Raw genomic sequence first — 23,125 nt, 5'->3', positions numbered from 1 at the left:
CTGAAGCGCTTATGCGCCTTCAATCTCTGCCAGATCAATTTTCAGACCAGGGCCCATTGAAGAGCTAACCGAAACTTTGCGGACATATTTGCCCTTCGCGCCAGATGGCTTTGCTTTGACAACAGCGTTAACCAGCGTGTCAAAGTTTTTGCGCAAATCACCTTCAGAGAAGCTGGCTTTGCCAATGCCGCTATGGATGATACCGGCTTTCTCAACGCGATACTCAACCTGGCCGCCTTTGGCGTCTTTAATGGCCTGTTCAACATTCGGAGTAACCGTGCCCAGCTTAGGGTTTGGCATCAGGCCTTTGGGGCCCAGTGTCTTACCCAAACGGCCAACAACGCCCATCATGTCCGGTGTCGCGATGACGCGGTCATAATCCAGATTGCCTGCCTGCATATCTTCCATCAAATCTTCTGCGCCGACTTTATCAGCACCAGCAGCAACCGCTTTGTCAGCATTGTCACCGCGCGCAAAGACGGCAACTTTGACGTCTTTGCCGGTACCTGATGGCAGCGACACAACGCCGCGCACCATTTGGTCAGCATGACGCGGGTCAACTCCCAAATTCATTGCTACTTCGATCGTTTCGTCAAATTTGGCGGTTGCCAGTTCTTTGATGGTTTTGATGGCATCATCAACGCTATACAGTTTTTCACTGTCCAGCTTGGCCATTTCTTTTTGCTTTTTGGTCAATTTCGCCATTGGTTCAATCCTCCACCTGGAGGCCCATGGCGCGCGCCGAGCCTGCAATAATTTTGACCGCTGAATCCATATCGTTGGCGTTCAGATCTTTCATTTTCAATTCGGCAATTTCTTCCAATTGCTTACGTGAAAGCGTACCGGCACTGTCCTTACCCGGGGCAGACGACCCTTTTTTCAGCTTAGCGACCTTTTTGATCAGATAGCTTGCTGGCGGCTGTTTGGTGGTGAAGCTGAAGCTACGATCAGCATAAACGGTGATTTTTGTCGGGATCGGCGCGCCTTTTTCAAGGTCACCAGTCGCAGCGTTAAACGCTTTACAAAATTCCATGATATTCACACCGCGCTGACCCAATGCAGGGCCAATTGGCGGTGACGGGTTTGCAGTGCCGGCGGGCACTTGCAGATTGATATAGCCGGTAATCTTCTTGGCCATAACATGCTCCTGTCGTTCTGTTCGGACCAATGCTTGCGCAAAGGCCCATCAAATTAAGCGGTACAAATGATAGAGTCGCCCCTATCTCCCGCGCGGAAATGCTGCCCGAAAGCAGCGAAAGAGCGCCTTAGCGGATTATTGTAAGAATGCAAGGCGAACCTGTTATCGTCACCCATTAAAAGGGGCAACGGAATAACCCGCTTTACCTATTTGAACAATTCAACCTGTTCAAAATCGAGTTCAACCGGTGTAGCCCGACCAAAGATAGAGACCGACACTTTGACCTTACCTTTGTCAAAGTCCAGTTCCTCAACAATGCCGTTAAAGCTGGCAAATGGTCCTTCGAGGACTTTAACTGAATCGCCGATTTCATATTCGACATCAATTTTAACGCGCGCTTCACTACCCGCATCTTCAACAGTGTCGAGCATGCGGTTCGCCTGAACATCGCTAATCGGCTGTGGTTTGCCACTTGCACCCAAAAAGCCAGTAACTTTGGCGGTATTTTTCACCAAGTGATATACGTCATCGGTCATGGTCAATTTGGCCAGAACATAACCAGGCATTAGCTTACGCTCATTCTGAACCTTTTTGCCGCGCTTCACTTCGGTAATGGTTTCGGTTGGCACTTCAACAGCTTCCACCAGCTGAGTCAGCTCAAGACGCTCTGCCTCTGCCATAATCGATTCTTTAACCTTAGCTTCAAAGCCTGAATAAGCGTGAATTATGTACCAACGTCCCATAACCAAAATCTTCTCTCAAAACCTGTAATTCAAAATATAGCGCAAAGGCCACGCAATCAGAAACTGATCAGATGGTCATGCTCAGCAAGGATTCCACAATCCAGTTGAACACTGTGTCGACACCCAGAAAAAACAGAGCAAGTAATGTCATCATGATAAACACCATGATCGCCGTGGTTATTGTTTCCTGACGCGTAGGCCAGACCACTTTCGAGGATTCGATCCGCACCTGACGAACAAATTCACCGGGGTTAATTTTTGCCATATCGTTTGCCGTTCATCCATTACTTTGCCCATAAGCGGGACAGGTTTCTTCGTCTTCGCCTGTCCGGTAAGAGCTGGCGTAGACCTGAATATATGCCCGATGTCTGGGAATTGCGAGGGGCTTAGCGCTCCTATACAAAAATTGCAAGCAGCTTCACTGACGCGCTATGGTTATTTCACCACTATCCAATGCGTCTTGCGGCGTGATTTTGCTGATTTCACCATCTGGCCAGCGCACATGAATGAAGGAAACGGTCTTTTGCCCCAGACCGAAATGCGCAGCAATGGGGTCAAATGACTGAAAACCGCCGCTCGCCTTAATATCACGCATCTGGCATTTGCCAGGCTGAAGTGATGTAACGCCGTTCATGCAGATGGTCACTGTCGCTCCCACGGCCATGCTATTGCCCTTCATATCACGCAAATACACCCATAGGGCTTTGCCTGCCGGCCGGTCATTACGATGGACAATCATGCGCGATGCAGTTGCATCACGGATTACATCAATGTCGCCATCACGGTCATAATCAAAGCTGACATGGCTATAGGACGGTACAAGATCAGTAAAACCGAAATCCCCGGTTCGGTCAGTGAAACCATCCTTATTATTGCGATAGAAGACATTGGTTGTTGATTGGCTAGATGCAAGCCATATACCCGTCATAACCAGCAAATCCTGCCAACCATCCTGATCCAGGTCGGTAAAGCGGCTATTCCAACTCCACCCTGGAGTGGACACACCCGTTTCTCCGGCGACATCGGAAAATCCGCCAGTTGCCGTGCCTGTCATCAATATGTTCTTGCTCGACAGGGACGGCTTGTGCTCTTTCTTAAGCTCTTGATGGTTCAGTCTAGGAAATGTCTCCGTCGCATAAGCATCGCAAAAATACAGCATTTCAGGCGTCACCGCGAGATGACGTTCACATTGCTGTTTTGCTTTTTCGGCTGTGGGGGTCTTGCGTTTTTTGACTGCTTTGAGCAGCTGCTTGTGATATTCCAAGGCAAAGCATATTGTGGTGTGCTGCTCAAACTGTGCTGCACTGCATGAAGCCAAACCAGCCGAGGATTTGCTTGCACGAATAAGGTCGATGGACTTCTGTTCAATTGCACAAGTGCGCGTTCGCTGTACATCCCATCCATTATCCTGCGCAAATTGCTGGCATATCTCCAATATGCGGCCGTCACCTCTGGTTGCTTCGCGATCGGTCTGCCTGCCATTGGCTATTTGCCCGCCATAATAGTCACGCCGCAAATCATTATTCCAGTCACCCACATCATAGCTCATGCTGGTCCGCATGAAATAATCAAATGGCTGGGAGTCAGCTGTGATTGTCGCTATCTTACGGTCACTTTCGAAAAACAGAATCTGGTCCGTACCTGCAACATCATCACCTTTGAGTAAGTCAGCTCGGCCATCATCGTTAAAGTCACTGACCAGCAAAGTGAGCGTCTGACCAGCGCTGCCGATTATATCCCTCTTTTCCAGAGCGCGATCACCATTATTCCATAATATCTGGTTGGTCGCCATTTTTGATGTCAAACTGCCCCATCCTTCAGTGCCAGCACCATCAGCCCAGCGCCCCAATATTATGTCGAGAAAGCCGTTCGAATCCATATCCGCAAAAGCCAGCGAAGTCGCCAGATCAAACTTATGCGCCTCTATATGCGTGCTATTTTCCTCGTCAAAATATCCGCCCTGATTATAAAAGATATAGATGCCATCACCAATGGTCGACGCCACCAAATCAAGCTGCTGATCATTGTCCAGATCAACAAGTGCTGGCACCAAAACGCGCGATTGCATGATCGGGCCAAGAGGCATGTCCTGCCGCTGAAATCGGCCGCCAATATTGGTGTATAAAGACAGGCCTGTCGCGCCTGTCGGACGGCGCGTGACGATATCAACCCAGCCATCACCATGCACATCGCCTGATGCTAGGCCGCCATTCATCATACTCGCGCCAAATTGCATATGGGGGTGAAGCATGCCCAGCTCTTCCAAGCCGATTTTCTGACCAGATATACGCGTAAATACCGCCGAAGGATCGGCCTTAATAAGACTGTTATCCGCCCCAACCTTCGCTGCTTGTGTTAAAGTGATATTGCTGCCTTTATCGCCGGCAATGTCAGCAGCGAGACTCTTCGAACCATAGCTTTGCGCTGCGATTTTATCACTCAGCTGGCCAAAATCTGGCGCGCTTGGCAAAGCAGCAATTTTTGGCATCTCCACCATATTGGCATTTATAAGATGGTTCTCTGCGCGATCCTTATAATATGCCTGCTCATATTTCTGGGTCATTTTGGCGATGACACCCCCAGTGACAGCCATACCCATAGTTAAAACCCAGATAGACAAAGCGGTTTTGAGCGATATGGAGCGCCACAAAATAATGAAAGCATAAATGCTAAATGTCCCCAGAGAGATAAGGATTACGGTCGCATAACTTGTATTCAGCCCGATGCCGAGCAAGATAGCCGTTAGGATGATATCCAATGCAATTGGTGCAGGAGCAAAAGTCGCCACAGCCGCCAGTGCGATCATGGCAATGATGATTTTTACAGGGCCTATAGTGGGGAGCAGATATTTCAACGCGCTGGTGTCAAACCATGTGGCCACTATTGCACCCAGCATGGCGGCAACAAACATCATTGGGACAGTGATGATAGCAATATAAAAGAGGTTGCGACCAAAAACCCGTAAATACCATGTCACAGCGCCGAAAAAATTGCCGTCATGCTGTTCATATTCTTGCGGAGCGAGCGCTTTGGCGATCCAGCCAGTAAGGCCTTTCGGTTCGGAAACCTTGCTTAAGGCAGACATATTATTGGCGCTGGCGGCGGTTTCCTCTTTCAGCCAAAATTTGCACAAAAGCGGAATGACCAGCAAAACCATGATGAGCGATAACAAAAGCTTTGTTCCGGCGACATGAAAAGGCAGAAGCGAGAAGCTCATAGTCACAACGATGACATTAAGTGTCGGCGATGCAATCAATGCAGACAATGTCGTCTCCAGCCGCATCCGCCCCATATGAAGACCAAGCGCAATGGGCGCAGCACAGTTTACACACACACCCAATGGCGCCCCGATAACCGCGCCCAAGGCCGCATTAGCGAAACCGTTTTCGAACGACTTTTTCTTGATCACGGAAAGCAGCGTCAACATGGCGGCACCAAAGAGCACACCAAAGGTCATGCCCTTCAAATTGGTGAAAATCCAATTGGCAATATTGGCAACAAATTCCCACCAGAGCGGACTGTTAGGAAAAATATCGAAAATGATATCAAAAGACAGCCCGGACAAAGGAGTGTCGCCACCCATCAAGGCTTTTTCATTCAGTGCCGGATAACGTGATTGGGTCCAGAAAAATAATGCCAGTGCAATCAACGCAACAGCACTGATAAGTAACCTTGTATCCAAACCAGTTTTGCGTGTTAGCGGATTGCTCATATGATTGGCCGTTCCGTGATTATATGTTGTCGTTACGTTGCGAGGTAATGCTGCAAAGAACAGTTATATTTGGGCATAAACGCACAGATGGCACGTGCTGATACACCGCCACTCTATGCATGCGCATTCGCCCAAATAATTCCATAAGACCCCCATTTTAAGAGGAAGGTATCAGCATAATTTACCGAAGATGTAAACTGGTTTCTATTGATATGAAGACATCATCCAAGCAGTAGGAAGCAAGATACAATAGCGCTTTGCATCAATGCTTGTTATCGAGCCTGTAGAATGTTGTCATATCAAAGTCAGAGGGATCGCCTGTATTGTTCTGCGTATAGGTTCCAGCCTTAAAGTAGTTCCACTCATCGACACGGTCATAACCACTGCCTTCAACAGCCATATCAACGAAATTATGACCAATAATCTCTCCATCACTGTCGCCGCGCCTGATGATGACATCGATGCGAGAGCCCGCTTGGATAATTTCATAAGAGAATATTTCATTGAGCGCGATGCCATTAGCCGGATCAGTGCGGTCATCCGGTTGGCTGTCACGATCAGTATTTTCCGGGCCGACCACGACAAAGAATATATCGTCTCCGCCGCGTATCTCATGCGCGAAGTAGATGAAACCACGGTCATTTTCGGGGTATTTGCGATAATAAAGCCGGATAGGTTCATCATTTTCGGCATGAATCTGCCCGATAATCATGCGCCCGACCTGAAAATCGCTACCAGTGGAGGTGACATTATTCACAGCCAGCGTTCCAGTAAGCACGCCGCCACGTCCTCCGGTCACTACACCTGGGTCAGGTTGATAGCCCAGCAACCAATTGTTGCGGTTAACGCCTCGTGTGCTGATGCTCCGATTTCCTCGTCGCAACATCTCGCGTAGTTCAGAACGGGTAAAATTCGAATTTTCAGAAGTTGTGGCACCGGCAATTGTCGAGCGGAAAACCATGCCACCATCGGCTGCCGTGAAGAAAAACGCGTCAGAGAAATTGGCCAATTCCCCTTCTTGTGTGCGCTGTGCAAGGCCATCATCAGGGTCGGTTTCAGGTGTATCTAACGCCCAGTCAATCAATTCAAAATTCTGACCCGGCGTAACATTTGGGTCGAGCCCGAAAATACTGGTGTCAAAATCAATCGACGTTACTGGCGTTGAAGGGGAAACAAGCGAGCAACCGAATATTTCTGCCTCAACCACTCCGAAGGGATTATTATCGGAAGTGCCGGTTGCCGTAATTCGTACAAATTGTGCCGGCGTGTCCGTCACGTCATAACGTTCAAAACTGAGTGTCTCGCCAGATGAACTGAGATTGGCTTCAAGCATATCAAAGTCAGAGCCATCTGATGATACTTCAATTGAGAAATCAATTACGCGCTGGTCCCCCAAATGCCAGGCGATACCAATATCGCGCACCGACACCTGCTCGCCAAGGTCAAGCGTCAATGCTGCGGGAAGGCTGTCTGTTTCCCAACGGGACGCCGCGGACAAATCATCATCGATCGCATTTTCAATTCCGAAACCGGCGTTTCCGGCCTGATTGGCTGTTGCACTGGTTATGTTCAATACTTCCAACCCAGTACATGTAGGAGCGGGTGGCGGTGAAGGAGGAGGAGGAGGAGGTGGTGGTGGTGGAGGCGGCGTAGTCGCCGTTGTCGGCGGTGTTACACTAATGATAGGCGTTGAACTGGAGTCACCACCGCCGCACGCGGAAAGCGGAGCAATGACGCAGCTTAATGATGCGTATAGAATATATCGAGATTTCATACCTGACATAAGCGCATCCCCCAAATTGTGTTCTAAATTCTTATACAGAAATGCCGGTCTGCTTAGCTAAGCAGTGCGGATCGTCTTACAGTGTTTTGGTATTGGCGGGCGGACATGAGATGCCCGCCCACCTTAAAAATCAAAAGGCGAACTTCACGCGGAATGTGCCACCGATTGACGAATAATCGGAGGAAACTTCTCCATCGATCGATGCGCCAAATGTCAGGTTATTGTCGCCGAAGAAATTCACACCAGCGCCCAATTCAACGCGCTCATCATTGGTTTCAATGCCTTGCAAGACAACAGTCTGTGTGCCGAAACGCGCGGTCACATTGGTTGCATTATCGCTTAAGTTGACGACATAGGCGACTTTACCAAACAGGTTGATAAACGAACCATTATCAGTCTCCGCCTCATAGCCGAGCAAGAACCCGCCACGCGCTTCGACAAAATCAGTCGATTCAACGTCAATCAGCAGATCAAGGCCACCGTCTTCAACATAATCATCGGTGCTGAAGCGGCTATAGTTTAAACCAACAAGCGGCGCGAAATAGCCATTCCCACCCAAACTAATGTCATAGCTGGCATTAAGCTGTGCGCTAAAACCATCAACATCAAAATCACTGCGGATAGTGCCCGCTCCCAAATTGGTAAGCCTTATCGCCTCAATATCTGACGTGGTATAACCTGCCTGACCAGACAGGAAGACCGGGCCTGCACGATGTGCGGCGTAGACGCTAAAGTGATAAGCATCCAGTTCTGACTCGCCTCCTGATGCACGATCAAGATCAGTATCAATATTGGAGTAAGCCACGGATACACCCAACAAGGTGCTGTCGCTCACTGCAAAATCAAAGCCCGAGGCTACCGATAGAATATCGGATTCATAGCCATTTGATGGGCCGCCGGTATTGTTGGTGTTATCCTGATCCGCCACACGATATGTGCCGTTAATCCAGAAACCGGTTTGGACGTTATAATAGCCGTCCGCAGCGTTTGCCGGACGAACCACGTCATCGGCAGCTGAAGCAAGCTGCGTTCCCGCATCAAAATTAAATGCCGAACCACTGCGCCGCGAAGCGTTGCCAATTCTGCGATTAATAATATCGCCGACATTGCTGACCGCTTCAAACACCTGAACCGGAGCATTGTTCGACAAGTCAGGCAGCAAGCTCTCTGCTGCGTTGGTGAAGCCCTCTTCGTTCAGAGCGCCCAAAAGTGCAAAGGTCTGACCATCAAAGTCGCCAGCGCCAAAGCCAGTTACAATCGCATCACCAAAAGCATCAACATTCGCATCGGTAGACGTGAATAATGAGCCAGCTGGTGGCGGCGGAGGTGGAGGCGGCGGAGGTGGTGGAGGCGGCGGAGGTGGCGGCGGAGGTGGTGGCGGTGGAGGCGGCGGAGGTGGCGGTGGCGGTGGCGGCGGTGGTGGAGGTGTAGCCGTGGCCAATTGCGCTTCAATCACCACATTGTTCGGGGTTTCATCAACCACGACAAAATCAAGCAAGAAGCTGTCGTCTACTGCGGTGAATGACAATCCTGCATTATTGGTCAGTGTGCCGCCAGTCGTTATCAGCGTAAAACGCTGCCCAGCTGCGGTTACCAAACCGTTGAGGTCTGATACACTAATAATACTACCCATATTAAGAGTAACATTGCCGAGTACGTCTAGCGAATCAGTGCCAAGCAAGAAATCAATGGTGCCGTCTGAAACCAGATTACCATCAATCATCAAGGCACCATCAACGTCCAACGTAGCCCCAGACGCAACATTCACATCAACACTTTGCAACACATTGCCACTGAGCGTTGAAACACCGGTCGTGAAATTCAACGTATCCACCACATCACCGGAAGTGCCGAGGAAGTCACCGATCAAGGAACCGCCTTGCTGATCAAATGTAATGGCTTCACCGGCATCAGTAAAATCAACTGAAGCGCGTGTGCCACTGATCGTGCCGGCATTGGTGAATACATTATTGACCGCAGCAACTTCGACATCGTTCAAATTCGATGGGCCGATATCAATAGTGATTGTCGAACCTTCGACCAGAACACCGGCATCACCGCCAGTAATCACCCCGCCAGCAAGGTTGTTCAGTGTTACGCCTGCGCCGCTAATCACGACACCAGCACCAGACGTACCGGTTATTGTGCCGGCATTGTTAATAGTAAGATTATGCTGAGCATGGGCACCATTAATGTTAATGGCATTACTGGCGCCGGTAATCTCTCCGCCAGCTTCATTCGTAATAGTGCCGCTAATAACAGCATCCTGCTCAACGCGGATAGCTGCGTTAGAGCTGTTATCACGCGCGGCAGAAATGACACCGCTATTGGTAATGTTGACTTCAACTTGGCACAAGACTCTCGTGCCATCAGCCTCTAAACAACCACGTGCTTCACCGCCGGTTGTGCCGGGATCGCCATTGAAATTGATAGCGTCACTATCTGAGTTTTCTGTGCCGGTGTTGGAAATCGTTCCGCTGTTGACCAATGTGAAACGGGCAATGCCTGCCTCATCACCAACGGTATCGGAGGAAGGATCATCGCCGAGCAGCGTGTCCACGCCAATTGTCGCACCACCAATACCAGTTATCAAACCCGAATTTGTGATCGAGTTAACTGTGCCATCAGAATCACGGTCAAAATAGATAACACCTTCTGTGGCATCGCCTGTCCCGCGAATAGTGCCTTCATTGGTGATGATTGCACCATCACCTTCATAGAATATAACGCCATTAACGCCTTCTAGGGCGCCTGTTGCAGCGATATTGATAACAATATCATCTTCAGAGTTGTCGACAAAGATCACAACGTCTTCATCAGAAGTGTCGTTGTTGATCAATGTGCCAGCAACGTTAATGATCGTGTCATCATTGGTGTCGTCTTCAAGCTCAATATTATCACCATCATTGACCGTCTGCGTAACACCTTCAGCCACATTCACTGTGTTGCCGCCCGGATTTTCAATCGGCGTATCATCGACAATTTCGATAACCATTTGGGCCGATGCAGGCGAAGCCATGTGCGCAAACATAATTGTCGCAGCAGATGTCATCAAAAGCGGTTTCCCAACCCGCTTTTTCCTGCCCCCATTAATGTAAAGCTTAGAAACTGAAATATCGGTCATTATAACGTCCTCTCCATCGCATAATTCTGGCATACTTGAAATTTGGTATATTCTTTTGGTATGCTTATTTGGTATATCATTGCAAATGATAATTGCTAGTCCGAAAATAGTGACCAGATATTAGATGTGATTGCATTTCTGTGTTACTAAAATCAGAAATGGTTCATGTTTAACGTCATATTATGGACAAAGAATATGTTCCGATTTCGTAATAATGGAAATACGAAATTGGTATGGAAATATGCCGAATATGGAGAGTGATAATATGGTAAAACCACACACTATCATCAGTGCAGCGAAGCACTCAATTGGTGCAGTTCTTCTTGTGGCTGCATCTGCAACAGTGTCAGCGGATGAAGGCAAGCCCGTCGCGCCTGGCCAGAAATTTGATCTGAGCTATTGGAAAATCACACTGCCTGCTGATGAGAATGGTGATGGCAAGGTTGACGAGATTAGCGTCAAATCAATCCAGAATTACTCTCACCCAGATTTTTTCTATCTTGATGAAAATGGGTATATGGTTTTCGCCGCGCCAAACAGCGCGCCGACAACCGCCAACACAACCAATACACGGAGCGAATTGCGACAGATGCTCCGCGGCGCAAACACCAGAATAGGCACCCATGACCCGGGTAACAATTTTGCTGTTGAGGCGCGCAAAGGGTCTAATAAATTTGGCGCCATTGGCGGCAAGATGGAAGCCACGCTGAAAGTCGATCACGTTTCCATCAATGCAGGTGACCCATCAAAAAGGCCGTCATATTCGGCAGTAGTAGGCCAGATTCATGCCTTGAAATATAAAAGCACCCGAAGTGGTTTCGGTTTTGGCAATGAACCGATCAAAATTTATTATAAAAAATTTCCGGGACATAAGACCGGTTCCGTTTTCTGGACCTATGAGCGCAATCTGGCAAAGGACAATCCAGACCGCGAGGATCTTGCGATACCCGTTTTCGGTTTTGATTGGGATGGCAAAGAAGACCCCGGTGAAAAGGGCATCGCGCTGGGCGAAGAGTTTAGTTACACAATCAATGTTCACCGCAATACCATGTATCTGACATTCCATAATGACCGCTTGGGAACCATCGAACAGAGTCTAAGTTTGGTCAGGGCAGCAGACTCAAAAGACAATCCCTATTCATATGGCGGGGATTCACTCTATTTCAAAGCTGGCGTGTACAACCAGTGCAGCACCAGAAAAGGCAAATCACAATGGTATGCGGGATGCCCCGGAACTGGTGACTGGGAAAAGGACAAAGCCGATGGGAATTATGCACAGGCAACGTTTACGCGGCTGAAATTAAGCAAATCCACACCGCCAGAAACAAAGAAATGACGCTATAAATCATATCTTACATATTGTAATGGCGATCTGGTCGCCTTTGCAGTCAAGTCGTTTTCATTTGGCAGCAAGAGCACAGAATATTTTGTGCTCCAAAGGCATATATGTGCGCCTCTATCGATTACTATATTGCTTGGGCAATACCTAGGAATCTTTCGCGGCTTTCTATCGCACGCTGCTGCACTTCACGCAATGCTTCTTGTTCCGATACATCCAACATGGAACCAATTAAACGCAGGAAATGCTCTCTCATTGCACGCCGTGCAGCGGCGGGATTACGCGCCTTTAAGGCATTAAGAATATCAAGATGTTCTTTAGCCCGTGCCTCTGCATCGTCATCACATATTGCTTCATAGCTATAGCGTACCTCTGGCACTTCTTCGCGCATGCGCCATAAAGCCTCAATAGCGTAGACCATCGCACCATTTCCCGATGAGCGTGCAATTGTAGCGTGAAATTCTTTATCAGCCGCGAGCGACACAGCATTATCGCTGCTCGCCATAGCGTCCATTAAGTCGTCCAGTTTTTTTAGATTTTCATCAGAAATAACTTTGGCAGCCAGAGCCGCATTTTCCGCTTCGATAAGAGAACGTGCCTCTGTCACTTCAAAAGCACTAACCTGCGGGAGTTTGCCTGGGTTCTGCGGTTGCTCCCCGCAAACATAAACGCCGGAACCGCTTTTTATTTCGATGCGCCCGATAGCTTGTAAAGCAATTTCTGCTTCACGGACCGTAACACGACTGACCTCAAACCGTTCAGCAAGATCACGTTCTCCGGGCAGATTCGTGCCGGGAGGAAACACACCTTGGTCAATAAGCTCAGCGATCTGATCAGCTACATTATGGAATAACCGCTTTTTACTCATCGACTTATCTCGCTTCTTTCCCAAGGCTTTCATCTGTGTTTTATAATGTACATTCCACTATTAGGTCAAAATTATCCGCAAGTGAGTGTATTTCCTCACTTGCGGGTATAATATGATTTCAATTCACATCAGAATTTGAACCGTACACCAGCAAAGATACGTGGTCCGAAAACTGAAACAGAGCCCAGATCATCAGGCGCTCCGCGCAAATCGGTCCGCGGCTCGTTGAACAGATTCAGGCCCTCCAGTGTAAAGCGGACATTCTTGTTCAAAGTATAGGATATCCGGGCTTCGAAAACACCGACATCATCGATCAGACGAATACGGCCGGGCGTCGCAATGAATTGCTGGAAATATTCGCTACGATATTTGTAGACACCTTGGAAATCGAAATCGCCAATTTCATAATAGACCTGTGCTGACAGAACATGTTCGGAAAAGCCGAACAGGTTTGAGGGCGGTATCAAACCATTGCTGACAGAGGTTGTACCATCTGGATTTGGCGTTGTGATTGCGCCCAGAACATCATCCTCAAACTCAAAGTTTGAATCGGCATAGTTATAGCTGAGTTTAAAGCCCAAGCCGTCAAGAGGTGCTGGCAAATAGCTGAACCTGTGCGCAGCTGTAACCTCGATGCCGACAATCGTGCTTGTTTCATCAGTTGTATCGACCGATGTCACAAATTGACTTTGCACAGAGCCGTCAACAGTGAAGTCTTCGAAAAAGCCGATTGTTTCGAAACCACCGTTAAAGCTCTTATAATACGCATTAACGGCCAAAATCGTATCGTCATTAGGGTACCATTCAAGGCCAAGATCAACATTCCATGATAGCAACGGGTCTGTAAGCGGGTTGCCGTTTGCCGTTACCTGATCGATACCACTGGTCAAAGCCTCTTCCGGAGTGGCAAAATCATCATTGTTCAAGCTGAACGTGCGGCCATCACCAAGATTAGATGGGTCAGGACGTGAAAGTGCCCGAAAAACACCGAAACGTGCCTGAAGATCAGGCTGCAATTCAGCCACCAAGTTCAAGCTAGGCAGGAATTCGGTATAGGATGCCCGTGTTTGGCTGGTCGTAAACGTTCCTGGCACAGAAACCAGATTAAAGTTACCCGCATTATCAACTTGGATATCCAGTTCAGAGCGAAGCCCGGTAGAAAGGACACTGGTGCCAACCACACGCAAACCAAAGTTTCCGCGAACCGGCAGACTGCCTATTTCATTGTCAAAATTGGCTTGAGCATAAAAAGCCCAGCTGCGTTCTTCGACATCAGTATTGTCAACTGAATCAAAATCACCTGTTGGGAAAATCGGCACGCCATCTTCGTCAAATTGCAAGCCTTGCGGATCTTCGCGTTCTAGCACACGCGCAATACACAGTGCATCAAAGGTCGCAAAGGTGTTGGTTGTGCTAATAACATTGCCATTAAGGTCAAGATTGGTAACCAATGGGTTGCCACCCAGAACAGAGGAGAGGAAGCCCGTCTCTGGGAAAGAGGTCCGGCATTCCTGATTAGCTACTGCTAATGCGCCAGTGCCTGGGGTATCGTTAAAATTGATTTCCAACCGGCTCGTACCATTCTGCGCACCGGGAACATCTCGATAAACGAGTTCTTGATAACGTGCGCCCGCTTGTATGGACGACAAGAATCCAGTCATCTCATAATTGAAATCACCGCGAATTGACCAAATGCTGTTGAAGCGGTCCTGCTCCAAATCGGCACGCAGACGCGGATCATTAGCAAAAAGATTATGGTCATTAACGTCAAAATTCTGAACGAAGAAATTCAGAGCTTCAGAACCATTTTGTTGAATCTGAATGGCGGTTTCAACCCTATCATCCTGTGTGCTGCCATCGCTTTCAATACTTGGCGTAAACGCTCCGGTATTACCAAAAATGTCTTCATCATCTTCTGTCCGGAAGCGGATTTGAACAGCCTCTTCAATACGGGTTGTTTCCGAATATGAAGCATCAAGTGTAAAGGTCAGTCTATCGCTCAACCTAGCGTCAAATGACAGGCCGCCACCGATATATTCTTCATCACGCTCAAGATATTCACTCACAGCCTCAATACGCTGCTCACCCGTAAATTGACGCAATGCCCCAGTTTCTGTGAAAATAAGGTCAAAATCGAGGCGATTTGGGTCACCAGGGCCATCGATACGGCGGCCCTCAGCAAAGTTCAAATCACTACGCTGCTCAGTGAAAAGACGGTTTGAATATTGGAAGTCAGCGTTAATGTTAACATCAGGACTTGGTTGAAATTGGATGGCGGCAAAGAATGAATCTCTAACATCATCTGTGATGTTAGAGCGTACAGAATATGAGTTACGCGCAATCACAAAATCATCGGTAACCGTGCCATCACGCAATCCCGCAATAGTCGTGCCGCTTGTGTCACAATTGCCATCATCAAACACACCATCACTGGTATTGGTAGGGTCAACCACACAGGCACGAATTGTATTAGAAACATTGGCTTCTTGCTCAGGATTGGTAGTCACATTGCGCGAATAGCCCAATGAAATGCCCAGTTCACTATCGCCCAATTGGAACTGATCAATATAGCTCACCGTTCCGCGATAGCCAAATTTCTGAAGACGCTGGTCGGCATCAATATCAAGATTGTCGGGGTTGATGTTCAGCTTGAACTCGCCCTGAAGCCTTTGCTTACCATAGTCCAGAGGACGCACGGTTTCCAAAACCACCTGACCGGCCACGCCGCCTTCAATAAAACTGGCTGATTGGGTTTTGAAAATACCAACCTTGTCAAAAAGCTCAGAAGGAAACTGACTGAAATTAACCGAACGATCACCGCTACCATTTGTGGCCAGACGGCCGTTAATCGTTGTCGAACTTAGAAAGGGACCAAGACCACGTACCGAAATCTCTGTCGCGCCGCCTTGTTCACGGTGCGAAGCAGCGCCGGTTAGCGTTTCCAGAGCTTCGCCAATAGAAAGCGCCGGAATATCGCCAATCTCATTGGCAGAAAGGCTATCAAACACCTGTGCTGATTGCCGTTTGTCCTCAATGGAAGATTGAATGGTTGCGCGAATGCCATCAACAACGATTGTATCCGTAGCCTGATCGGCAGTTTCATCCTCGCTCGCATCAGCCGTCTGATCTGTCTGAGCCCAGACAGGCGCGGCCACCATGGCGGTACTCGCCAACAATACGGAAATGCTATTTTTGATTACATTAGACGCAGAAACGCTGCTCGCACGGACACGCATATTCATTCCTCCCAGATTATCTTTTTTTGGTACGTGCCTTTTATAGACCAAGCTGTCAACCCATAAAGCAGACCAATTTATCCTGACTGGTCTAAAGTTATTTCACTCCGGCCATGTATATATGAAAGGCATAGGTCAGACAGATTGACAGCGAATATTATGAAAGCAGAAGAGTATAGAAATTGGTACGCATGCCCAATTTTAGCCCAAAGCATATATTAGTGGGAGGCTTTATAAAGTTAGTAACCATGACATCCAGAAGGCTGCGTGGGACTATTTTGCCTCACGGCCGAATCGGGTAAGTTGATTCAGCTCTACATCAGCAGTAAATATGATACTGCGAAGCATGAATGTACAATAATACAAATACATCAAATATTTGGCGCGTTTGCACCCAACAATATATGAGAAATAGATTCTAAGAAAATGGCAGGGGCGCACGGGCTCGAACCGTGGGCCTTCGGTTTTGGAGACCGACGCTCTACCAACTGAGCTACACCCCTATACGCATATCTACCAAAATAGGCGCTGCGTAAGAAAGGCCATGTAACGTGTCCATAAGCCAGTGACAAGCGTACAATTGCCAATCCAGAAAATTAGCCCTTTACTGTTTCATGCCGCGGTCAGCGTGGTTAGAAGAGGTTAATGACTATCGACCCCGAAACATTGCTGCGTGCTTATTCTATTGGCCTGTTCCCTATGGCTGATTCCCGTGAAGCCGAAGATGTCTTCTGGGTTGAACCCAGAGAGCGGGCAATCTTGCCTCTCAAGAAATTCCATATGTCGCGATCGCTGCGCAAGACTCTGCGGCGCGATATCTTTGAACTGCGCTGCAACCATGCTTTTGCCGATGTGGTACAGCATTGCGCAGCAGCAGTGCCTGATCGCGAAGAAAGTTGGATCAACCAATCCATCTATAAAAGCTATCAGCTTCTTCACCATGTCGGTCATGCGCATAGTGTAGAATGCTGGCAACAAGGGCGGCTTGTGGGCGGTCTATATGGCGTATCGCTTGGCAAAGTGTTTTGCGGTGAAAGCATGTTCAGCCTAGCGGATAATGCTTCAAAAACGGCATTGGCCGCTCTGGTGACCGCCATGCGGATGGCGGGATTTCAGTTGCTCGACTGCCAGTTCATGACAGACCATCTGGCTAGCCTGGGTGCAACAGAAATCCGGCAGGAGGATTATATCACTATGCTGGATAAAGCTCTGGCTGGAAGCCGTTTTGCCAAAGCGGACACAAGACCGAAGCTGGGCGTTACAGGCTTAGAAAATACACCGGTTGAAGGTTATCCGTCAACGTCGTCCAGCAAATCTTCAATCGTTGGTTCTGGCAGTGTTGGCGCCTCTGGTGCGGAAGGCGCAGGCGAACCTTCATTACCAGCGGCATTTGCCGAATTGCTTGGTACTCCGGGCTCTGAATCTGCGGGCGCGCTATCAGATGATGCAGCTGTATCGGGCGATGTTGAATCAGCATCTGCCACTGGGTCAGCGATAATATCTTCTTCTCCGGGGAAACGCATCGCACAATTTTTGAGCCAAACATCATAAATAGGGTGTTCAACGACATTCACTGACGGCGATTCTTTAAACAGCCAACCTGAGAAAATACGTTGCCATTTTGGCTCTTCGCCGCTGTTACGCCGAGGCTTGCTTTGCACCAGAACCTGCACAAAGGCCCCGGATTCGGCTGGCGATTCCCAAGGAGCAGTGCGTTCACATGCTTCCAACCGAATAACCACATTACCGATGCGCCGGGCCTCACCCGGCTTCATCTGTAGATCACGCGAATCATTGTTACGTTTGTTCAAAAAGCCGATGGTCGCGACACGGTCCGCCATGGGCGTGCCCAATTGTCCGGTGTCAGCTTCCTGCACAGTATCTTTGCCAGCAACGATATTGGCGGCAGCTGGCGGAAGATCTTCGCTTTGTGCGGGTGAAGCGCCCTTATCAGCTTCATCGGTCTTTGTAATTCCACATCCGGAAAGCGCCAACATCATGAGAGGCACAGCGCATTTAAGCGCCACAAATCTGGATGACGAATAGGATGTTTGAGAGCGTTTGCGAGCCAAGTGTCAGTCTTCCGGTGACCAGGCTTCATAATCTCCACTGGCCGCAGCTCGCTTGGCTCCGCGCTCCAATGCGCCACTTGGCCTATAAGCGCTGGCTGTGCCTGTCATATTGGGCACATAATCTTTTTCCCAGATACGCGGCGGGGGCAAATGGCTTTCCGGTACTTCATCATAGCTTTGGTGCAGCCAACCATGCCATTCAGAAGGCACACGGCTAGCGTCATTGGCACCGTTATAGATAACCCAGCGCCGCTCTCGTTCACCGTCTTTCACTTTTTTGCTACGATAATAGGCATTGCCGAAGGAATCCTCGCCAACGCGTTCGCCCTTACGGCTGGTCCACAACATGGTGCCGATGGTCGCGCCATCCCACCAGGTAAAGATTTTTCCCAAAATTCCCATGGGCTCCGCTTACTCCGTGTCATGCGCCAGAGGCAATAAAAAATTGCCTGTTGCGCCAACGAATAGGTAAAAAATACGCTCAGATGCGTGGATCGACCCATTGCACAACATCTCCAGGCTTAAGACCCAATTCTGCGGATCGGCCAGCGACCAGTTCCAACACCATCGCGACAGGCTCACCAGAAGGCACACCTTCCTCTGAATAAGGGACAGTATTTGCGGCAATGCTCTCTATCGTGCCATCGCTTCGCACAAAGATGATATCGAGCGATATCTGTGTGTTTTTCATCCAGAAATTGGCTGGCCGTGTTTCCGAAAATGGGAATATCATGCCTTTATCAGGGGCCAGCTCAGTCCTGAACATAAGACCGCGCGCTTGCTGTTGCGCTGTTCTGGCGACCTCAACCGTGAATGCGTGAGTCGTATCGCCGCTTTGTACAGTCAAACTGGCTAAATCCAGGCCTGATGGCGCGGTTGCAACCCCGCTACTTGCTTCGTCTCCACTCGCACCGTTTACAGCGCTTTCTGTAGATTGAGAACATGCTGACAGGCTGAACGCTGCAAATGCTGTGAGGAGAATCGGAAATAAGTGGCGAAAGGTCATCAAAGCCTCCAATTATTTTGCGAGTTGGTTGCGATCATTAAGCTGCTAAACAAGCGGTTCCATGGCGTCCAGCGCCGCATCCAGCCCATCATCGCCTTTTTCACGCAAAACCGCAAAATCTGGAGCATCAATAACCGTGCATACAACATGCATATCATGCCCCGCCCTTAACATTCCGGCAATCTGACGGTCCCTTACAGATCGATCGCCATTATCTTTGTCCGGCGCTTTGCCGTGCACTGGCCCGGAAAATGGGCCAATTCTTTTGCGTCGTGCATATAAAAGTGCGGCCCTCCACTTTGCAGCCTCGGTAAGAGAACGGGCCTCCAGCGCATCATCATCGGCAATGCCTGACATATATAACATCGCATCCACACGTCTGGCGCCATAACCGCGCCGCGCAAGATCACTCGCTTTTTGCGCGGCATAGAGCGCATCATCGACAAAGCCTTTATCCACACAATAGCCCACCAGCGCATCAATATCCGGTTGGTCATCGCCCTGCCATTCACGTTCGCGCAACTTGCGCGCCAGATAATCGCGCAATTTAGCAGAACTCGTGGCATAGCGCGCAACATAACGCATTGCCAGATCACGCAGCCGCTGTGTATCCAGCGGCCTTGGTTTGCGCTGCGGCCTTTGCGAAAATGAAGGATTTTCTTTGCTCATTTCAGATTGTTATATCGCTTCATTTTGCTTCTCGCCATCATTATGCCATAGTCGCGTCTAAATTTAGGCCAGACTTTGGTCTTTGGGGTATATTGAATAATTGGTTTACGTACCGTGGACACGCTCTGCATTGCGCATTGCATGCAAGCGGATCTTTTGTTTTATGGAACGTGATTGTGTTGGGAATTATAGGCTATAATGATAAAAACTGTGCAACCCAAAACTGACACCAAAGTTAATGGGGGTGATATGAGTGAGGCGACCATGACAGAGCCGACACCAACATTTGATGAACTGCCCCGCATTTTTGCTGAATTTGATACTTTGGGCGATGCTCTGGATTATGCTGCCACGGGGACACGTGGGCTGAATTTCCATGATGCACGTGGCAATTTGGCGCGGCCATATACATTTGCCGAATTGCAGCAAGATGCCCTTTCAAATGCATATCGGCTGATTGCCAATGGCGTGAAACCGCAGGAACGCATTGCTTTGGTTGCAGAAACCGGCGCTGAATTTGCAGCATTGTTCTTTGGTGTCGTTTATGCAGGTGCATGGCCGGTTCCGCTGCCCCTGCCCACCAGTTTTGGCGGCAAAGAATCCTATATTGATCAGCTATCAGTACAATTGAAAAGCTGTGACCCAACCATGTTATTCTTCCCCGCAGAACTGTCGGAAATGGCAGGCGCAGCGGCTGATAGCTGCGGTGTCAAAGGGGTGGTTTGGGATCAGTTTACCGATCAAGCGGCGGAACAATGCGCATTGCCGACGGCCGATCCGCAAGATATTTGCTATCTACAATATTCCAGCGGTTCCACGCGCTTCCCGCATGGCGTTGCCGTGACGCATCATGCGCTGCTCAACAATTTGTCAGCGCATTCCAACGGCATGAAAGTGCAAGACAGCGACCGCTGTGTATCATGGCTGCCTTGGTATCATGATATGGGGTTGGTTGGCTGTTTTCTGTCCCCCATCGCCAATCAGGTGTCAACCGACTATTTGCGCACCGAGCATTTCGCCCGTCGCCCCTTGGCATGGCTGGATATGGTCAGCCGTAACACAGGCACAACAATCAGCTATTCGCCGACTTTCGGCTATGATATTTGCGCGCGCCGCATTGGCAACCAGTCAAAGGTTGAAGAACGCTTTGACCTGTCGCGTTGGCGCTTGGCAGGCAATGGCGCGGATATGATCCGTCCAGAGGTTATGCAGAGCTTTGTCGATGCATTCGGCCCAGCCGGATTTGACGCAAAAGCCTTTTTGCCCAGCTATGGACTGGCAGAGGCAACACTGGCCGTCACAATCATGCCGCCGGGTGAAGGCATTAAGGTTGAGATGGTGGAAGAAACCCGCCTTTCCGGCATGTCTGACATGAGTGAAGGTAACGACGATGGGCAAGTGCGAATGCGCGCCATTGTCAATTGCGGCAAGCCGGCAAAGGATATGACCGTAGAAATCCGTGAGGAAAGCGGCAAGACACTGCCCGAAAAAGCCATTGGCAAAATCTGGTGTTCCGGCCCCAGCATCATGCACAGCTATTTCCGCGATCCTGAATCAACCGATGCCTGTCTGGTTGATGGTTGGCTCGACACCGGGGATATGGGCTATATGTCTGGTGGTTATCTGTTCGTTGTCGGCCGCGCCAAAGATATGATTATCATCAATGGCAAAAACCATTGGCCGCAGGATATTGAATGGGCGGTCGAGCAACTGCCTGGGTTCAAAGCGGGCGATATTGCCGCCTTTGCAGTGACCACACCGGGCGGCGAAGAAACCCCTGCCGTACTGGTGCAATGCCGCACATCCGATGATGCTGAGCGTTTACGCCTGCGTGAAGAGATACGCGAAAAAGTGCGCAATATTACCGGCATGAATTGTGTGATTGAGCTGGTACCACCCCGCACCTTGCCGCGCACATCATCCGGCAAATTAAGCCGTGCCAAAGCGCGCAATCTCTATCTTTCTGGCGAAATTCAACCTTATCAGGTTGCGGCATAATCTTTGAGGCCGCGTTAGACCTCAAGCACAGCCATATAATAGTTTCGATAACAGCCTGTTATTGTTCGACAGTTTACGGCCTTAGCCCTTGCACCCGACACTCTGTATTACTAGGTTGATACAGTAGTTTAGTGATAATCTACGCTTTCGCTTGAAAGAATGTGGTTATGATTGCATTCTGACAATGAAACGAACGTGATAAAGGGATAGTAGATGGCAACCGAGACCAAAACCGAAACCGTGGACATCGGCCTTGAGCTTAAAGCTCCCGATCCGGTCCCTGTGGTTGCTCCCGAAAAGGCGGCCGGTCTGGTGCCCGTCACAGAAGAGCAGAAATCAAAGTTGGAAGAGAAAGTCGACGGTTTTGTTGATGATCTGATTGCACAAGACGCGAACTCCCCCGAATTTGGCAAGCGCGTTGAACAGCTGACTAATATGGGCCGCAAGGAGATTGCGGAGGCTGCTGGCCAATCCAACCGCTTCCTTGATCGTCCAGTGCGCGCCATGGGAGAAAATGAAGGCGTAGGCGCAGACCTTGCCGAATTGCGCCGCACCGTTGAAGATCTGGACCCAGGCAAAAAGGGTGATCTTCTCACACCGCGCAAAATCTTCGGTATCATTCCTTGGGGCAATAAGCTGCGCAACTATTTTGACGGTTATAAATCCAGCCAGGACCATATTCAGACTATCCTCAGCCGACTGGCAGGCGGCAAAGACGAATTGCTGATGGACAATGCCGCGATTGATGTTGAACGGCAAAATCTCTGGGCAGCAATGGGTCGACTTGAGCAAATGATTCATATCTCAAAGGTCATGGATGCTCGGCTTGAAGAGAAAGCGAACGATCTGGATATTTCCGATCCGGCGAAAGCAAAGGCCATTCGCGAGACAGCCTTATTCTATGTCCGCCAGCGCACACAGGATTTGCTGACCCAGATGGCCGTCACCGTTCAGGGGTATCTCGCGCTAGATCTGGTCAAGAAGAACAATATCGAGCTGGTCAAAGGCGTTGACCGCGCCAGCACAACAACCGTCGGCGCACTGCGCACTGCAGTTACTGTTGCGCAGGCGCTGGTCGGGCAAAAACTTGTGCTGGAGCAAATTACGTCGCTCAACGCCACCACAGCAGGCATTATTGATAGCACTGGCGATATGCTGAAAAACCAGTCTGCGCAGATTCATGAGCAGGCCGCCGCGTCAACCATCCCGCTGGAAACATTACAGCGTGCGTTCCAGAATATTTATGACACAATGGATCATATTGATGACTTCAAGATGAAGTCTCTGGAGACGATGAAAACAACGGTCACCACATTGTCCGACGAAGTTGAAAAATCGAAAGGCTATATTGCCCGGGCCGAGGGACAGGCAAAAGCCGCTGAACAACCCGATGCAGAAACTTTGCTGACATCATTAGAAAATTAATAGCGGAGACAC

The 23,125-nt window shown here is 49.3% G+C and carries 17 protein-coding genes, 1 tRNA gene and 1 pseudogene; 5 read left to right on the top strand and 14 right to left on the bottom strand.

Translation table 11 applies throughout. The features are described 5' to 3' along the window. Window positions 1–9: 9 nt before the first annotated feature. The 7 genes from rplA to ACR9YC_RS02410 all read right to left on the bottom strand — a co-directional run bounded on the left by rplA (window position 10) and on the right by ACR9YC_RS02410 (window position 10,500). Entirely contained in the window at window positions 10–705 is a 696-nt protein-coding gene (gene rplA / locus ACR9YC_RS02440; RefSeq protein WP_438729369.1) for a 50S ribosomal protein L1, read from the bottom strand. A 4-nt stretch (window positions 706–709) separates the two neighbouring features. Beyond that, window positions 710–1,138, bottom strand: coding sequence for a 50S ribosomal protein L11 (gene rplK / locus ACR9YC_RS02435; RefSeq protein ID WP_438729366.1), 429 nt, complete (start codon window positions 1,136–1,138; stop codon window positions 710–712). Between the two features lie 206 nt (window positions 1,139–1,344). Next, entirely contained in the window at window positions 1,345–1,881 is a 537-nt protein-coding gene (gene nusG / locus ACR9YC_RS02430; RefSeq protein ID WP_438729364.1) for a transcription termination/antitermination protein NusG, read from the bottom strand. A 67-nt stretch (window positions 1,882–1,948) separates the two neighbouring features. After that, window positions 1,949–2,146 (bottom strand): preprotein translocase subunit SecE, encoded by a 198-nt coding sequence (gene secE, locus ACR9YC_RS02425; RefSeq protein ID WP_438729361.1) that lies wholly within the window; start codon window positions 2,144–2,146, stop codon window positions 1,949–1,951. 153 nt (window positions 2,147–2,299) lie between these two features. Further along, the gene (locus ACR9YC_RS02420) at window positions 2,300–5,593 is read right to left on the bottom strand and encodes an FG-GAP-like repeat-containing protein (RefSeq protein ID WP_438729358.1); all 3,294 of its coding nucleotides are present in this window, start codon (window positions 5,591–5,593) and stop codon (window positions 2,300–2,302) included. 262 nt (window positions 5,594–5,855) lie between these two features. Beyond that, window positions 5,856–7,376, bottom strand: coding sequence for a polysaccharide lyase family 7 protein (locus ACR9YC_RS02415; RefSeq protein WP_438729356.1), 1,521 nt, complete (start codon window positions 7,374–7,376; stop codon window positions 5,856–5,858). Between the two features lie 130 nt (window positions 7,377–7,506). Continuing rightward, entirely contained in the window at window positions 7,507–10,500 is a 2,994-nt protein-coding gene (locus tag ACR9YC_RS02410; protein WP_438729353.1) for an autotransporter domain-containing protein, read from the bottom strand. Between the two features lie 265 nt (window positions 10,501–10,765). Between ACR9YC_RS02410 and ACR9YC_RS02405 the strand changes: the two genes are divergently transcribed. Continuing rightward, window positions 10,766–11,836, top strand: coding sequence for a polysaccharide lyase family 7 protein (locus ACR9YC_RS02405; RefSeq protein ID WP_438729351.1), 1,071 nt, complete (start codon window positions 10,766–10,768; stop codon window positions 11,834–11,836). A 130-nt stretch (window positions 11,837–11,966) separates the two neighbouring features. On the opposite strand, the gene ACR9YC_RS02400 is transcribed toward ACR9YC_RS02405, so the two are convergent. From ACR9YC_RS02400 to ACR9YC_RS02390, 3 genes are all read right to left on the bottom strand, one after another. Next, complete coding sequence (locus tag ACR9YC_RS02400; protein WP_438729349.1) at window positions 11,967–12,707, bottom strand: FadR/GntR family transcriptional regulator; 741 nt, start codon at window positions 12,705–12,707, stop codon at window positions 11,967–11,969. A 128-nt stretch (window positions 12,708–12,835) separates the two neighbouring features. Further along, window positions 12,836–15,943, bottom strand: a complete 3,108-nt coding sequence (locus ACR9YC_RS02395; protein WP_438729346.1) for a TonB-dependent receptor — start codon at window positions 15,941–15,943, stop codon at window positions 12,836–12,838. Between the two features lie 427 nt (window positions 15,944–16,370). Then, a tRNA-Trp gene (locus ACR9YC_RS02390) sits at window positions 16,371–16,446 on the bottom strand. A gap of 142 nt (window positions 16,447–16,588) precedes the next feature. Here ACR9YC_RS02390 and aat point away from each other — a divergent pair. Then, window positions 16,589–17,155, top strand: a pseudogene (aat, locus tag ACR9YC_RS02385) (leucyl/phenylalanyl-tRNA--protein transferase); the annotation flags it as partial. A gap of 77 nt (window positions 17,156–17,232) precedes the next feature. Here aat and ACR9YC_RS02380 read toward each other — a convergent pair. Continuing rightward, on the bottom strand, window positions 17,233–17,718 hold the full coding sequence (locus tag ACR9YC_RS02380) for a DUF2155 domain-containing protein (protein ID WP_438731546.1): 486 nt from the start codon (window positions 17,716–17,718) through the stop codon (window positions 17,233–17,235). On the opposite strand from ACR9YC_RS02380, the gene ACR9YC_RS02375 reads away from it, so the two are divergent. Then, window positions 17,654–17,989 (top strand): hypothetical protein, encoded by a 336-nt coding sequence (locus tag ACR9YC_RS02375; protein ID WP_438731939.1) that lies wholly within the window; start codon window positions 17,654–17,656, stop codon window positions 17,987–17,989. The two genes, ACR9YC_RS02380 and ACR9YC_RS02375, sit on opposite strands and share 65 nt — an antisense overlap. A gap of 29 nt (window positions 17,990–18,018) precedes the next feature. Here the strand turns inward: ACR9YC_RS02375 and ACR9YC_RS02370 are convergent, their stop codons facing one another. The 3 genes from ACR9YC_RS02370 to ACR9YC_RS02360 all read right to left on the bottom strand — a co-directional run bounded on the left by ACR9YC_RS02370 (window position 18,019) and on the right by ACR9YC_RS02360 (window position 19,690). After that, window positions 18,019–18,417, bottom strand: coding sequence for an NADH:ubiquinone oxidoreductase subunit NDUFA12 (locus ACR9YC_RS02370; RefSeq protein ID WP_438729343.1), 399 nt, complete (start codon window positions 18,415–18,417; stop codon window positions 18,019–18,021). 79 nt (window positions 18,418–18,496) lie between these two features. Beyond that, window positions 18,497–19,021 (bottom strand): DUF192 domain-containing protein, encoded by a 525-nt coding sequence (locus tag ACR9YC_RS02365; RefSeq protein ID WP_438729341.1) that lies wholly within the window; start codon window positions 19,019–19,021, stop codon window positions 18,497–18,499. Between the two features lie 45 nt (window positions 19,022–19,066). After that, window positions 19,067–19,690 (bottom strand): regulatory protein RecX, encoded by a 624-nt coding sequence (locus ACR9YC_RS02360; protein ID WP_438729338.1) that lies wholly within the window; start codon window positions 19,688–19,690, stop codon window positions 19,067–19,069. 264 nt (window positions 19,691–19,954) lie between these two features. Between ACR9YC_RS02360 and ACR9YC_RS02355 the strand changes: the two genes are divergently transcribed. Continuing rightward, the gene (locus ACR9YC_RS02355) at window positions 19,955–21,688 is read left to right on the top strand and encodes a fatty acyl-AMP ligase (RefSeq protein WP_438731543.1); all 1,734 of its coding nucleotides are present in this window, start codon (window positions 19,955–19,957) and stop codon (window positions 21,686–21,688) included. Between the two features lie 213 nt (window positions 21,689–21,901). Beyond that, the gene (locus ACR9YC_RS02350; protein ID WP_438729335.1) at window positions 21,902–23,113 is read left to right on the top strand and encodes a toxic anion resistance protein; all 1,212 of its coding nucleotides are present in this window, start codon (window positions 21,902–21,904) and stop codon (window positions 23,111–23,113) included. The last annotated feature ends 12 nt before the right edge of the window (window positions 23,114–23,125 follow it).

Origin of the sequence: Parasphingorhabdus sp. DH2-15 (genome assembly GCF_051668705.1) — a bacterium.
Classification (GTDB): domain Bacteria; phylum Pseudomonadota; class Alphaproteobacteria; order Sphingomonadales; family Sphingomonadaceae; genus Alterisphingorhabdus.
This window is presented reverse-complemented; position numbering and strand designations above follow the sequence as displayed.

Excerpts from the sequence above, each read along its gene's own strand:
- nusG (WP_438729364.1), bottom strand. The coding sequence starts at position 1,881 with ATGGGACGTTGGTACATAATTCACGCTTATTCAGGCTTTGAAGCTAAG.
- ACR9YC_RS02380 (WP_438731546.1), bottom strand. The coding sequence starts at position 17,718 with ATGAAGCCGGGTGAGGCCCGGCGCATCGGTAATGTGGTTATTCGGTTG.
- ACR9YC_RS02405 (WP_438729351.1), top strand. The coding sequence starts at position 10,766 with ATGGTAAAACCACACACTATCATCAGTGCAGCGAAGCACTCAATTGGT.
- secE (WP_438729361.1), bottom strand. The coding sequence starts at position 2,146 with ATGGCAAAAATTAACCCCGGTGAATTTGTTCGTCAGGTGCGGATCGAA.
- ACR9YC_RS02355 (WP_438731543.1), top strand. The coding sequence starts at position 19,955 with ATGACAGAGCCGACACCAACATTTGATGAACTGCCCCGCATTTTTGCT.
- ACR9YC_RS02415 (WP_438729356.1), bottom strand. The coding sequence starts at position 7,376 with ATGTCAGGTATGAAATCTCGATATATTCTATACGCATCATTAAGCTGC.
- ACR9YC_RS02370 (WP_438729343.1), bottom strand. The coding sequence starts at position 18,417 with ATGGGAATTTTGGGAAAAATCTTTACCTGGTGGGATGGCGCGACCATC.
- rplA (WP_438729369.1), bottom strand. The coding sequence starts at position 705 with ATGGCGAAATTGACCAAAAAGCAAAAAGAAATGGCCAAGCTGGACAGT.
- ACR9YC_RS02395 (WP_438729346.1), bottom strand. The coding sequence starts at position 15,943 with ATGCGTGTCCGTGCGAGCAGCGTTTCTGCGTCTAATGTAATCAAAAAT.
- ACR9YC_RS02360 (WP_438729338.1), bottom strand. The coding sequence starts at position 19,690 with ATGAGCAAAGAAAATCCTTCATTTTCGCAAAGGCCGCAGCGCAAACCA.
- rplK (WP_438729366.1), bottom strand. The coding sequence starts at position 1,138 with ATGGCCAAGAAGATTACCGGCTATATCAATCTGCAAGTGCCCGCCGGC.
- ACR9YC_RS02365 (WP_438729341.1), bottom strand. The coding sequence starts at position 19,021 with ATGACCTTTCGCCACTTATTTCCGATTCTCCTCACAGCATTTGCAGCG.
- ACR9YC_RS02400 (WP_438729349.1), bottom strand. The coding sequence starts at position 12,707 with ATGAGTAAAAAGCGGTTATTCCATAATGTAGCTGATCAGATCGCTGAG.
- ACR9YC_RS02420 (WP_438729358.1), bottom strand. The coding sequence starts at position 5,593 with ATGAGCAATCCGCTAACACGCAAAACTGGTTTGGATACAAGGTTACTT.
- ACR9YC_RS02410 (WP_438729353.1), bottom strand. The coding sequence starts at position 10,500 with ATGACCGATATTTCAGTTTCTAAGCTTTACATTAATGGGGGCAGGAAA.
- ACR9YC_RS02350 (WP_438729335.1), top strand. The coding sequence starts at position 21,902 with ATGGCAACCGAGACCAAAACCGAAACCGTGGACATCGGCCTTGAGCTT.